The 13251-nt window shown below is 28.1% G+C and carries 13 protein-coding genes and 1 other RNA gene; 7 read left to right on the top strand and 7 right to left on the bottom strand.

Going from position 1 to position 13251, the window contains the following annotated elements:
* Window positions 1-2 precede the first annotated feature (2 nt).
* Window positions 3-1316: a polysaccharide deacetylase family protein gene (locus Q0776_RS10870; RefSeq protein ID WP_298368039.1), complete on the bottom strand. Its 1314-nt coding sequence runs from the start codon at window positions 1314-1316 to the stop codon at window positions 3-5.
* A complete protein-coding gene (locus Q0776_RS10865; protein ID WP_298368037.1) occupies window positions 1313-2425 on the bottom strand; it encodes a glycosyltransferase in 1113 nt (370 codons plus the stop codon). Before Q0776_RS10865 ends, Q0776_RS10870 begins: the two co-directional genes overlap by 4 nt.
* 449 nt (window positions 2426-2874) lie before the next feature.
* Here Q0776_RS10865 and Q0776_RS10860 point away from each other — a divergent pair, with 449 nt between their 5' ends.
* A complete protein-coding gene (locus Q0776_RS10860; protein WP_298368035.1) occupies window positions 2875-3552 on the top strand; it encodes a Plug domain-containing protein in 678 nt (225 codons plus the stop codon).
* Window positions 3553-3563: 11 nt separating this feature from the next.
* Window positions 3564-4247 carry a hypothetical protein gene (locus Q0776_RS10855; RefSeq protein WP_298368033.1) on the top strand — a complete coding sequence of 228 codons (684 nt, stop codon included), beginning with the start codon at window positions 3564-3566 and terminating at the stop codon, window positions 4245-4247.
* A 14-nt stretch (window positions 4248-4261) separates the two neighbouring features.
* Here the strand turns inward: Q0776_RS10855 and ssrA are convergent.
* Window positions 4262-4655: a transfer-messenger RNA gene (gene ssrA / locus Q0776_RS10850) on the bottom strand.
* A 122-nt stretch (window positions 4656-4777) separates the two neighbouring features.
* On the opposite strand from ssrA, the gene Q0776_RS10845 reads away from it, so the two are divergent.
* Both Q0776_RS10845 and Q0776_RS10840 read left to right on the top strand, forming a co-directional pair.
* Window positions 4778-5983: an NAD(P)-dependent oxidoreductase gene (locus Q0776_RS10845; RefSeq protein ID WP_298368030.1), complete on the top strand. Its 1206-nt coding sequence runs from the start codon at window positions 4778-4780 to the stop codon at window positions 5981-5983.
* Window positions 5970-6191 carry a DUF3820 family protein gene (locus Q0776_RS10840; RefSeq protein WP_298368028.1) on the top strand — a complete coding sequence of 74 codons (222 nt, stop codon included), beginning with the start codon at window positions 5970-5972 and terminating at the stop codon, window positions 6189-6191. The genes Q0776_RS10845 and Q0776_RS10840 overlap by 14 nt, the downstream gene beginning before the upstream one ends.
* A gap of 171 nt (window positions 6192-6362) precedes the next feature.
* Here the strand turns inward: Q0776_RS10840 and creD are convergent, their stop codons facing one another.
* From creD to Q0776_RS10825, 3 genes are read right to left on the bottom strand one after another with little or no spacing between them, the layout of a single operon-like run.
* Window positions 6363-7727 carry a cell envelope integrity protein CreD gene (gene creD, locus Q0776_RS10835; protein WP_298368027.1) on the bottom strand — a complete coding sequence of 455 codons (1365 nt, stop codon included), beginning with the start codon at window positions 7725-7727 and terminating at the stop codon, window positions 6363-6365.
* Between the two features lie 51 nt (window positions 7728-7778).
* Complete coding sequence (locus Q0776_RS10830; protein ID WP_298368026.1) at window positions 7779-8075, bottom strand: transcriptional regulator; 297 nt, start codon at window positions 8073-8075, stop codon at window positions 7779-7781.
* A 6-nt stretch (window positions 8076-8081) separates the two neighbouring features.
* The gene (locus Q0776_RS10825) at window positions 8082-8699 is read right to left on the bottom strand and encodes a hypothetical protein (RefSeq protein ID WP_298368024.1); all 618 of its coding nucleotides are present in this window, start codon (window positions 8697-8699) and stop codon (window positions 8082-8084) included.
* 159 nt (window positions 8700-8858) lie between these two features.
* On the opposite strand from Q0776_RS10825, the gene Q0776_RS10820 reads away from it, so the two are divergent.
* Together Q0776_RS10820 and Q0776_RS10815 are read left to right on the top strand one after the other, a co-directional pair.
* On the top strand, window positions 8859-11423 hold the full coding sequence (locus tag Q0776_RS10820; RefSeq protein WP_298368022.1) for an adenosylcobalamin-dependent ribonucleoside-diphosphate reductase: 2565 nt from the start codon (window positions 8859-8861) through the stop codon (window positions 11421-11423).
* Between the two features lie 72 nt (window positions 11424-11495).
* Window positions 11496-11873, top strand: coding sequence for a DUF1801 domain-containing protein (locus Q0776_RS10815; RefSeq protein WP_298368020.1), 378 nt, complete (start codon window positions 11496-11498; stop codon window positions 11871-11873).
* A 138-nt stretch (window positions 11874-12011) separates the two neighbouring features.
* Here Q0776_RS10815 and kdsA read toward each other — a convergent pair whose 3' ends face one another.
* Window positions 12012-12830 (bottom strand): 3-deoxy-8-phosphooctulonate synthase, encoded by an 819-nt coding sequence (gene kdsA, locus Q0776_RS10810; protein ID WP_298368018.1) that lies wholly within the window; start codon window positions 12828-12830, stop codon window positions 12012-12014.
* Window positions 12831-12885: 55 nt separating this feature from the next.
* Here kdsA and Q0776_RS10805 point away from each other — a divergent pair, with 55 nt between their 5' ends.
* On the top strand, window positions 12886-13251 hold the full coding sequence (locus tag Q0776_RS10805) for a TfoX/Sxy family protein (RefSeq protein ID WP_298368016.1): 366 nt from the start codon (window positions 12886-12888) through the stop codon (window positions 13249-13251).

Raw genomic sequence — 13251 nt, 5'->3', positions numbered from 1 at the left:
ATTTATTTTTCACCTGATGCATTTTTAACAAGTGTTTCATAAACAATTGTCCAATTTTCCCATTCATTGGTTTCGCTTAAAGATGAATTGTGCCATAAGGATACAAATGTGCCATTAACTTTTTTAATTGTGGTAATAATTGTATTTATTTTTTCTATTGCCTGTTCAGGATTTAAATTTTCATAATTATTTAAAGTTCCATCCATTATTTGAAAAGGAGTAATTAATAAATTTTCTTCCTTGTCTTTTGGGATGTTAAAAAAGGGGAAGGTTGTACAAATACCCGCTCGAAATCCAACTTTACTGGCGTAACCCATTGTATAGTCGTGTGTTATGTTGTTTTTTAATAAATTTTCATATGTGTTTGGGAAACTTAACATTAAAAAATGTTGTCTGCTACTAGTTATTCTTTGATTAGTTAATTTCTCCAATCGTTTTTTTTCAATTTCAATTTTTATAGAATTTTTGTTTGAAGCATAGGAAGGGTGAATTCCAATCTTATTTTTTTTATTTAAAGTAATCTTTTCTATTAATTGTTGAATTTCCTTAGATTTATAATGCACATTTTTGTCGAATTTGGCATAATCTCCTAAATTAATAAAGTAATAATTTGTGGTATTGTATTTTTCTTGAAGCTTAGTTATAAAATCATAAGAATTATAAATGTCTCGTTTTTTTAATACAAACTTAAATCGGTTTTTTAGTTCACTTTTGTTAAAAGTTATAACTGATTTTACAAAACTTGCAAATAACCTAAAAACCCCTTTTCCTTTATAAGCATATGCAACATCAATATCTATAGAATTTATATAGTTGTATTTTGTTTGAAGAAAATTATAATTAGGATATATTTTCGCTATTTCCTTTTTTAAGTCTAAAGCCCAAAGGTTTACTACCGGAAGGTTTAAAAAATTATTTTTATAAGCAGATGAATCTTCGGCTTTAAATCTATTGTGATTATCTAAATTTTCTGGAAAATATTCTTCGTATCTGGTAACCATAAAAAAGGTACTTGCAAAAATGTCAAAACCAAAAAGTGAATTACCGTTAGTTTTAAAGAAATAAGGGATGTCATTTTTCCATTCAGTACTAATTAACTGTTTATTTATATCTTTTTCAAAAAGGATAGTATGAGGAATAATAGAAATACAATCTTTTAATTTTTTAGAACTGTAATTTATACAAACCTGATTTTTAGAATTTTCAAAAGTTTGAAGATCTACAATTTTATAGCTAGTTTTTAAAATATATTTAAAAATTACATTAAAAGTATAAATTAAGCGGTTTGATATGTTTTCGCTATAAATAACAATCATTTTAAATTACTGTAAATGCTTTTAAGTTTAACACTTTCTTTTTCCCAATTGAATAATTGTGCTGCTGAGTTCAAATTTTTACACCAAATAGCATATTCTTTATCATTTTTAAAAATGGAAGAAATACAATTAGCGATTTGTTTTGGATTATGAGTATTAATTACCCTGCCAATATTGTTTTTGATTACTATTTTAGAAACAATTTTTCTGTCTGAAACAAGTAGAGGAGTGCCAGCGTGTATATAATCAAAAATTTTATTAGGAAGACTTAGTTCATAATTCAAACACGTATTCTTATCTAATGAAAGACCAAGATCAGCAATTTGCGTATATTTCATTAATTTTAGATAAGGCATTTTGTTTAAAATAATAATTTTTTCTTGAAGATTAAGTACTGATATTTTTTCTTTAAGAATTTCAAAAACATCACCAGAGCCAATGATATATAAAATTATATTATCCAAATATTGCATGGCATCAACCACTTCTTCTGCTCCTCTATCAATATTAATACCAGTTCCTTGAAGAATAAGCATTTTTTTTGTGCCTTTTATTTTCCTTGAAAAATCAGTTAAATCATCAATAGTTTTATATTTGGGAGCTATATTTCTAATTACTTTAACAGGTATATTATAGGTTGAACTATAAATTTGTGCAATTTCAGTGTTTACGGTATAACAATTTTTAATATTAGGTAAAATCCGTTTTTCAATAGCCAACCAAAAATTTCTTACAAAGGGTCTGTTTATTAATTCGGGAACCTCTGTAAATAACTCGTGACTATCATAGACCAGCTTCTTTTTAAAAAGTTTACTAATTAAATAATTTGGTAATAATGTGTCTAGATCATTACTTAATAAAATGTCTTTTTTTAAAAAAAGAAGTTTAAAAAAAATGCGAAGATTATATTCAGCATAAAATAAAAAACCTTTATTAAAAATCAATTTAATTCTATAAGTATTATAAGTTCTTTTTAAGTTTTCACTGTTTTTAAGTTTTCTTCCTATTAATAAAATTTCGTAATTCAATTCTAATAAAGAAGTGCAAACCTTATGAACTCTTTGGTCATTTACTAAATCATTTGTTACGGAAACAATTATACGTTTCAATAGACTGTTTTTAATTGTTAAATGTAAAGATAATGTATCTTTTCTGTAAAAATAAATACTTACGTAAATAGTAACATATAAATAGAAACTTAAACGGAATATAAGTTAAAAAAAAGGAATTGGTATAAAAAAGAAACCTCACTCGAGATGAGTGAGGAAAATTGCTATGAAAAAGATTGGTAAATCGTAAAGACTTACCATGGACAAATATACGAATTATTTAATAAATCAAATTTTTTTTTTGTTAAAATTTTCAAAAAATAATTTATTTTTAAATAATGGTGATTAATTTAATGTTAAGTTAATGAGATTCATTTGGTTTAAATTTTAAAATTAGATTTTTATCCTTTAAATATAGAAATTCCTTAAAAATTGTACGTATTTTAGTACTATAAAAAAAGGGGCTTTTTATAAGCTTATAAAATTTGAAATTATAAAATATTTTTAGAATGAATAAAATAAATTGGATTGTTTTTTTGTTAATTGGAGTAATGACTTTACAATTAAATGCTCAAACAAATAGTATAAATGGAAAAATTACAGCTTTTAATAAATACCCTTTGAAAGGAGTTTCGATAACTACAAAAAAATCTAAAAAAACAACCCAGACAGACTCATTAGGTTTTTTTAATATTTCTTGTAAAAAAAAGGATCTTGTAAGAATTGAGTTAAAAGGTTTTAATAGTCAGTTTATTAAAATTAGTACTACAGATTCGTTAAATGTAAACTTAGTTTATCGCAACGATGATAATTCATATAAAAGTATAATTGAAAATAATAACTTAGATAAAAACATACTTGATTACTGCATTGAAAACCTAATGGTTGAAAATAATAATTTTGAAATGATGACAACAATTTTTGAAGTAATTCAAAGTGTTTATCCTGGAGCTAATTTCACTTCAGAAACAGGTAGTGAACAAGTATTGTTAGATACTCGAGGTCCAAATTCCTTTTTAGCCGAACCTTATGCATTGTTAGTAGTTGACGGTATTGTTGTTGATGATATTTCAACTATACAACCAGGACAGGTAGAGTCGGTAAAAGTTTTAGTTGGAAATAATGCAGCACATTGGGGAGTTCGAGGAGCTAATGGTGCCGTTGAGATTAAATTAAAATCGAAGTAATAATTAAAAAAATGTTTTTAAAGAATAATTTTATTTGGTTTGTTTTTGTGTTAATGGCATTATGCGCTATTGAATTAAATGCGCAAACAAATTTTGTAAATGGTAAAGTTATAGCTTTTAATAAGTTTCCTTTAAAAGGAGTAAATTTAAAAGCAAAGAAATCAAAAAATAGTGTTAAAACCGATTCATTAGGTTTTTTTAAAATTTCGTGTAAAAAGAAAGATTTAATTAGAATAGAACTTGAAGGTTTTGAAAGTCAGTATATTAAATTAAAAAATTTGGACTCTTTGTTTGTAAATTTAATATATAGTAACAACAATAATTCATATGAAAGTGTTATTGCTAATAAAAGTTTGGATAAGAGTGTTTTAGACTATTGTGTTGAGAATTTATTGGTAGAAAACAATAACTTCGAAACAATGAATTCAATTTTTCAAAATATTTATCCTGGAGCAAATATCACTTCAGATACAGGAAGTGAAAAGATTTTGTTAGATTCTCAAGGTCCAAATTCCGCTTTTGCAGATCCTTATGCGTTATTGGTGGTTGATGGAATTATAGTAACTGAGATTTCATCAATTCTACCATTACAAGTAGCTGATGTTAAAGTTTTAATTGGAAATGAAGCTGCACATTGGGGATTGAGGGGCGCCAATGGAGTTATAGAAATAACATTAAAGAAAGGGATGTTATAAGCAATAATTTAAAATAGTGGAGACGCCGGGAATCGAACCCGGGTCCAAACAAGCAACCAAAGTAGTTTCTACATGCTTAGTTTTCTTTAAATTTTCGACAAAAGGCTGATCGAAAACAATCTACCTAAAGCTTAGTTTCTTAAGTTTCAAAATACTAGCGAAACAATAGTATTTCTATGTTAACTTTTACGATGCCCAAAAATTGATCGCCGCTAACCAAGGCTATCAGAGGGCATTTAGCTTGCACACCTTGTGTGCCGAGGCTCATCCTACTGTAATTCGGATTAAGCAGCTAAAGCGTAGTTATCTTCGCCGTTTAAAAAGTTGAAATAGAGATTTACGAGTGCAATTTCATAACTCGGCATGCTTCTAGTTTAATTGACCTTGCAGTCAAAACCAGTCGTCCCCAATAAATCAAAGATCTTATTCTTTTAAAGAACGCAAATGTATTAAAAATCTATTAGATTTATTATTTGTAAGTTCTTTTAATTCATAATACCTTAGTTGCAAAATTTATACCAATTTATATTATGAAGTTAGGAATTATAAAAGAACGCAAAAACCCGCCAGATCGTCGTGTAGTTTTGTCACCCGCTGCTTGCGAAAAATTGTTGAAAATATATCCGGAACTTTCTATAAAAGTTGAAAGTTCGAACAATCGTTTTTTTACTGATGAAGACTACGAGAATATTGGTTTAGAGGTTGTAAATGACGTTTCGGATTGTGATGTTTTACTTGGTGTAAAAGAGGTTCCAATTAATGATTTGATTCCTAATAAAAAATACTTTTTCTTTTCTCATACATATAAAAAGCAATCCTATAATCGAAAATTATTGAATGCAATTCTTTCAAAAAATATTGAACTATACGACCACGAAGTAATAGTAAATAAAAAAGGTACACGTTTGGTTGCATTTGGTAGATATGCCGGTATTGTTGGTGCTTATAATGGTTTTAGAACTTACGGATTAAAATACGATTTGTTTAAAATACCAAAAGCGGAAGAGTTACACGATCAATTAATGCTAATTCATGAACTTCAAAAAATAAAATTACCAAATATAAAAGTTGTTTTAACTGGTAAAGGAAGGGTTGGAAATGGAGCAAAGGAAATGTTGAAAGGAATGAGAATGAGAGAAGTTAATGTTTCAGAGTTTTTATCAAAAACTTTTAACGAACCCGTTTTTGTGCAAATTGATGTATTGGATTACAATAAAAGAATAGATGGAAAAATAATTAATGAACAAGATTTTTTTAAGAATCCGACAAAGTATGAAAGTGATTTTATGCGATTTGCCAAGGTGGCAGATATGTATATTGCTTGTCATTTTTATGGGGACGATTCTCCGTTTATTTTTACACGTGAAGATGCAAAATCTAAAGATTTTAATATAAGAGTAGTTGCAGATATAAGCTGTGATATTGATGGTCCCGTGGCTTCAACTATACGACCTTCAACAATTGCTGAACCTATTTATGGTTACAATCCATTAACCGAAGAGGAAGATTATTTTAGAAAAGAAAATGTAATTGCAGTTATGGCGGTTGATAATTTACCTTGTGAACTACCAAAAGACGCTTCAGAAGGGTTTGGTGAAAATTTTGTAAAGAAAGTTATTCCCGCTTTTTTTAATGAAGATAAAGATGGTATTTTACAACGAGCAAAAATGACCGAAAATGGAAAGTTAACAGAACGTTTTAGTTACTTACAAGATTATGTTGATGGAAAAGAATAATCAGCATTATTTGGAACAGGTTGCAAATACAAAAATGCCGTATGGTAAGTATAAAGGAAATTTTTTAATTGATTTACCAGAGCATTATATTGTTTGGTATAATAATAAAGGATTTCCAAAAGGAAAACTAGGCGATATGCTACGTTTGGTTTATGAAATTCAGTTAAATGGGTTAGAAGATTTAGTTCGAAAACTTAGAACAAGTTAATTTTTTAATTATTACTACATAAAATATTATTAGCCAAATATTTAAAGCTAAAGGTTATTTCAAAATACAGCAACTTTTTATGTTTTGACCTTATAATTGTTATTTTAGAATATTATTGAAAATATAAAATAAGGAGATTCTAATTATAAGAACCTCCTTATGTTTTAATTGCTAATTCCAATCAATTTTTCGAGAGATATACATTACAATTGCTAAAATTGTAAATAAACCAATGCTGCCAACTAGTAACGCGTAATTTTCAAGTTGAATTATTACATAAATAAAAGTATAAAGTGCAGCTAAGGAAATACAAATAAATATTGGAAATTTATTTGTTTTAAGAATGGATTTGGAATAAATTGTAATTAAGGTTATAACGGAAAAACTTGCAATTAAATAAGCTTTTAAAAAATTGCTATGTTCTGATATGGATATTAATAAAGTGTAAAACATGGTTAATGCTAAACCAATCATTAAATATTGAAATGGATGAATTGAAATTTTACTAATACTTTGAATTAAAAAGAAAACTAAAAATGTCAATGCTATTACCAAAAAACCATATTTTGCAGAGCGTTCACTTTTTTGATATTCATCTACCGGAATCATAAAATTTACACCAAATGCATATTCATTTAAATTAGGTAATAGTTTAAAATATTCTTGTGAGAAAGGTCTATTAATATGCAAAACTTTCCATTTTGCATCAAAACCATTTTCGGTTATTTTATTGGAATTTAAAGGAAGAAATTCGCCAATAAAATTGGCAGTTTTCCAATTAGACAAAACATTTAAATTGGTTTCTTTTCCAATTGGGATAATTGTAAATTGTTTACTACCACTTACAGTAATATTTATATTAAAGGTTTTATGCTGCTTATGTTGTAAATCGTCTTTTTTTATATAGGAGGTCTCTAATTTATGAAGTGATAAAGAATTGTTGTAATTTTTAGTTAGTTGTTCTTCGTATTTGGGCACAAATTTGTAATCATTATTATTTATTTGTATTTCAACTTGATTATTAATTCCTTTTAAATTTGAAGTTTTAATTATTACTGTAGCTTTTTCCCAAAGTATATCAGAGTCTTGTGTTTCATTTAATTTAAAATTTGGTTTACTAAAATTCCCATTTATTTGTAAGTTACTTTTGTAAACAGATGTTTTATATATACCTCTTTTCTTAACTTCGGGGTTTATTTCACTTTTTATATTTAAATCATTGGGAAAGAAATAGGCATAATTTAAATGTTCAATAGTTTCCTTACTAACTTTTTTGGTAGCATTGTTGGTTATTAATTTTTCGGTATAAGTCTTATATGGAATTTTTAAAATTGGACCATAAAGTAAAACTTCATTTCCCCATTTCGCATTTATTTCATTAACGACCGATTCTTGTCTTTTAGCACGTTCATTAATAAGACTTTTAATATAGGATAATGGAATAAGGAGTATAATTATTAAAAGTCCTACCATTAACATTCTAGCTGTAATTGAAGTTTTTAGCCAACTTCCAAATTTGTTTTGTTGTTTATTCATGATTTTAGTTTTAAAAGTACTTTGAAAATCAAAGTAAAAGTTTAAATTTTTTTAGGATTTATGTATTAATTTTTCTAACGCGGCAATGTGTTTTTTAAATTCAAGTGTTCCAAGTTTTGTAATACTATATTTTGTATTTGGTTTTTTACCAATAAATTGTTTTTCTATTTTTATATACTCAACTTTTTCCAAAGCTTTTATGTGGCTCGCTAAGTTTCCGTCAGTTACTCCTAATATTTCTTTTAATGAATTAAAATCGAGAAATTCATTAACCATTAGAGCAGACATTATTCCTAGTCTAATTCTATTATCAAAGGCTTTATTAATGTTTTTAAGTATATCTTTCATAAGTTATTACTTATCGTATTTAGTATACATTAAAAAACCATAAATTATATGCAAAACACCAAATCCTAAAGCCCAGAAATATAATCCATATCCAATAAACTGAGTTGAAATTAAACCAATAATTATATTCGATATACCTAAATAATAAATATCTCCCATTGTATATTTACTAGCATTTATACATGCCAAACCATAAAAAATTAAAGTAAACGGGGCAATTAAACCAATTAAGTTATATTGGTACAATACAATACATAATAATCCGCCTGTAATTAATGGTACAATAAAGCTTCTTAACATCCTTTTAGAAACAGAAGTCCATACTTTTTCGTTATTTTTTTTTGCTTTTTTTAAGGTAAATAGGTATGCAGTACATATAGAAAGTATTAAAACTAGTGCAGCAACTCCTACTAAAATGTATTCAAAAAAATTAATTGGTAAATAAGCAAAATTACTATCACCGTTTTGATACGAATTAATTAACATATTTCCAACCCAAGCACCAATTAAAGCATAGACACCTGCTAAAATTCCAGACATTCCGCTAAGTGAAATAAACCTGGTAGATTTATTCATTATGGATTTAATTTCTGTAAGGTCTTGTAAATAATCTTTTTCGGTCATGGTTAAAGTACTTTGAAATACAAAGTAAGTGTAAAAAAAATAGTTCAACAAACTTTTCAACAATAAAATGTAGATAACTAATTTCAATTAAAGATAAAATAGGTTTAATTATTATCTAATTTTATTTCTTGAAAAACAATAAAAAAATATATCAAGCTCATGATGACAGAAGAATTAGTATTTCCCAAAATTTATGATTATAAAGAAGTGTTAGAGAGTTGTTTAACTTACTTTAACGGAGATGAACTTGCAGCCACAACTTGGATGAATAAGTATGCTGTAAAGAATAAAAAGGGAGAATACTTAGAATGTGTGCCCGACCAAATGCATAAAAGAATGGCAGTTGAATTTGGGAGAATGGAAAAGAAGTACTTGGATAAAGAAAAGAGTACTGAAGGTCTTTCAGAATATGGGAAAACACGTGATTTTTTATCTGAAGATGGTATTTATGAGTTGTTCAAGGACTTTAAATATATTATTCCTCAAGGTAGTGTTATGTCTTCTTTAGGGAATGAAAATGTTATTGCTTCACTATCGAATTGTGTTGTAATTCCACCAGTATTGGATTCTTATGGAGGAATTTTTCATACAGATCAACAATTAGCACAATTATTTAAACGTAGATGTGGAGTAGGAGTAGATTTATCTGAATTAAGACCTCGAGGAGCACAGGTTTCAAATTCTGCTGGAACAACAACTGGAGCAGTATCTTTTATGGATCGTTTTTCAAATACAACAAGAGAAGTTGCTCAAAATGGAAGAAGAGGTGCTTTAATGCTTACTATGGATATCGCACATCCTGATATTGAAGAGTTTGTTACAGTAAAGCAAGATTTATCAAAAATAACTGGAGCAAATATTTCATTAAGATTATCAGATGAATTTATGCTAGCAGTTGTCAATGATGAAGATTTTACGTTGCGATGGCCAATTGAAAGCAAAACACCTAAATATACTAAAACAATTAGAGCTAAAGAATTATGGGATACAATAATAAAATGTGCTCATAATACAGCTGAACCAGGATTGATATTTTGGGATCGTCAACATTATTATTCTACTTCATCTATTTATCCAGGATTTAAAAATAGCTCAACAAACCCTTGTTCTGAAATTGCAATGCAAGGTGGAGATAGTTGTCGTTTAATAGCTGTTAATTTGTACAGCTTTGTTGATAATCCTTTTACAGAAGAAGCGTCTTTCGATTTCGATAAATTTTACAAAGTTGTATATGAATCTCAACGATTAATGGATGATTTAGTAGATTTAGAACTTGAGGCTGTTGATAAAATATTCAACAAAATAATGCACGATAAGGAACCTAATGATATTAAACAAGTTGAAATAGATACTTGGAAATTATTATATAAAACAGGTAAAAAGGGGAGAAGAACTGGTTTAGGTTTTACAGCTTTAGCAGATGCAATGGCGGCTTTAGGTAAGAAATTTGACACAGATGAAGCAATTGCTGTTGTTGATGAAATTATGAAAACCAAGCTTAAAGGAGAGTTTGATAGTAGTATTGATATGGCTATTACTCGTGGAAAGTTTGAAGTTTTTAACCCTGATATTGAAAAATTCTCTGAATTTGTACAAATGATGGAAAAAGATTTTCCAGATGTATATAAAAGAATGATGAAGTATGGAAGAAGAAATATTTCAATTAGTACTGTAGCACCAACAGGAAGTTTAAGTATGTTGGCGCAAACTTCATCTGGAATTGAGCCTGTATTCTTATTATCATATAAAAGAAGAAGAAAAGTAAACGATGGAGATGAAAATGCAACAATAGCATATGTTGATGATATGGGAGACGCATTTGAAGAGTTTGAGGTATATCATCCAAAAGTGAAAAAATGGATGGAAGTTACGGGTAAAACAGATATTGATGAGAGTCCTTATAAAGGTGCCACTGCTCCGGAAATTGATTGGGCAAAAAGAGTTGAAATGCAAGCTTTGGTTCAAAAGTACACAACACATTCAATAAGTTCAACAATAAATTTGGCAAGTGATGTTCCTGTTGAATTGGTAGGAGATATTTATATTGAATCTTGGAGAAAAGGATTAAAAGGTATAACAGTTTATAGAGATGGCTCTCGAAGTGGAATTTTAGTAGCCAGTGAAAAAGAAGAAAACAAAGAAAAAGCTAAAGCAAAAGGAGAATGCTACGCCGAAACTATTTTTCCAAAAAGACCAAAAAGAATTGAAGCGAAGGTTGTACGTTTTCAAAATGATTACGAAAAATGGGTTGCTGTTGTAGGTTTAATTAATAAAAAACCATACGAAGTATTTACAGGTAAAATTGAAGATGCCTTTTTATTACCAACTTGGTTAGAAGAAGGTTGGGTAATAAAAAATAAAGATGAACAAGGAAATACTCGCTACGATTTTCAATTTGCCGATAAACAAGGGTATAAAATAACAATGGAAGGTTTATCTAGAACCTTTGATAAAGAATATTGGAATTATGCTAAATTAATTTCAGGAGTACTGCGCCATGGTATGCCAATTCCATATGTTGTTGATTTAATTCAAAACCTGAATATGTACGATGAAAATATTAATACATGGAAAAATGGTATTGCGCGTACATTAAAACAATTTGTTGAAGATGGAACCCAAGCAATTGATAAAAAATGTCCAGATTGTGGCGACCCAGAAGGATTGATTTATGAAGAAGGTTGTCTAAAATGTAAAAGCTGTGGACATTCTAAATGTGGATAATTTATCTGAATAGTTCTTTTTAATATTAATTAAAAACACCAAGAATATTTTATATATTGTTGGTGTTTTTTTATGAATCCAATAGACGAATATTTTTATAACCAAAAAGAACCATACCAGTCAATTATGCTTTATGTTAGAAGTGTAATACTAAAAACGTTGCCTAATGTTCAAGAAAAATTGAGTTATAAAATTCCTTTCTTCAATATAACCAAAAAGCCAATGTTGTACTTAAACGTATTAAAAGGAACCAATTTTGTTGATATTGCGTTTGTTCAGGGAATTTTATTAGAAGAAAAATACCCACAACTTAAAAACCATAATAATAGAAAGCAAGTACGCTCACTTCAAATTAAAAAATTAGAAGATTTTGACGAATTAATGTTTGTTCAATTATTAAAAGACGCAGCAGCCTCTATAGAAAATAGTGAAAAGGTGTGGTTTGTATGATTATATTGAACAATTAAAAGATTAAAAACTAAAAGGTATGACATTCTGAGCATTAGCGAAGAATCTGACATAGTAATGGATTCTTCATTTCGTTTCACTACATTCAGAATAACAAAATGGAATAGGTTCAATAATTTTTTAAAAACCATTAATAGTTTTTCTAATAGCAACTAAATTACTCAATAAACCTTCTAAATATTGTAAATCAAGCATATTTGCTCCATCGCTTTTTGCATTTTTAGGATCAAAATGAGTTTCTAAAAATAAACCATCAACACCAACTGCAACACCAGCTCTAGCAATAGTTTCAATCATATCTGGTCTTCCACCCGTAACACCGCTAGTTTGGTTTGGCTGTTGTAAAGAATGAGTAATATCCAAAATAGTAGGCGCATATTTTTGCATTTCAGGAATACCTCTAAAATCAACAATCATATCTTGATAACCAAACATTGTACCTCTATCCGTAATCCAAGCTTTTTCATTTCCGCTATCTTTTACTTTTTGTACTGCGTGTTTCATTGCGTCTGGGCTCATAAATTGTCCTTTTTTCAAATTAACCACTTTTCCTGTTTTTGCAGCAGCCACAACCAAATCAGTTTGTCGAACTAAAAAAGCAGGAATTTGTAAAACATCTACATATTCAGCAGCCATTGCAGCATCTTCATTTGTATGAATATCCGTAACTGTTGGAACATTAAAAGTTTCTGAAACTTTTCTTAATATTTTTAATGCTTTTTCATCACCAATTCCTGTAAAACTATCGATTCTACTACGATTTGCTTTTTTAAAACTTCCCTTAAAAATAAAAGGAATTTCCAATTTGTCAGTTACCTTTAAAATATGTTCAGCAATTTGTAAAGCCATTTCTTCACCTTCAATAGCACACGGTCCGGCCAATAAAAAGAAGTTGTTGCTGTTTGTATGTTTTATATTCGGAATCAGATTTAAATCCATTTTTATATTTTTATGCAAATGTACAGTTAATATTTAAAGTTTTAAAAATTAAAAGATGGCATATAATCAACATTTAGCAGATAGAATAAATAGATGTTTAACAGATAAAAATGTTAATTTTTATGAAAAGAAAATGTTTGGAGGTTTATGCTTTATGGTTGAAGATAAAATGTGTGTTGGAATTATAAAAAATGAATTAATGGCTAGAATTGGAACCGAAAAGTATGCTGAAGCATTAACAAAAAAAGGTTGTAAAGAAATGACCTTTAAAGGTAGGCCAATGAAAGGTTATGTTTATTTGGATGATGATGCACTGGATTTGGATGCGGATCTAGAATATTGGATCCAAAAAGCATTAGACTTTAATCCTTTTGCAAAGTCTAGTAAAAAAAGTGTTAATTCTATTTTAAAAAATAAATAA

Source organism: uncultured Lutibacter sp. (assembly GCF_947495725.1).
In the GTDB taxonomy this organism is placed as follows: domain Bacteria; phylum Bacteroidota; class Bacteroidia; order Flavobacteriales; family Flavobacteriaceae; genus Lutibacter.
This window is presented reverse-complemented; position numbering and strand designations above follow the sequence as displayed.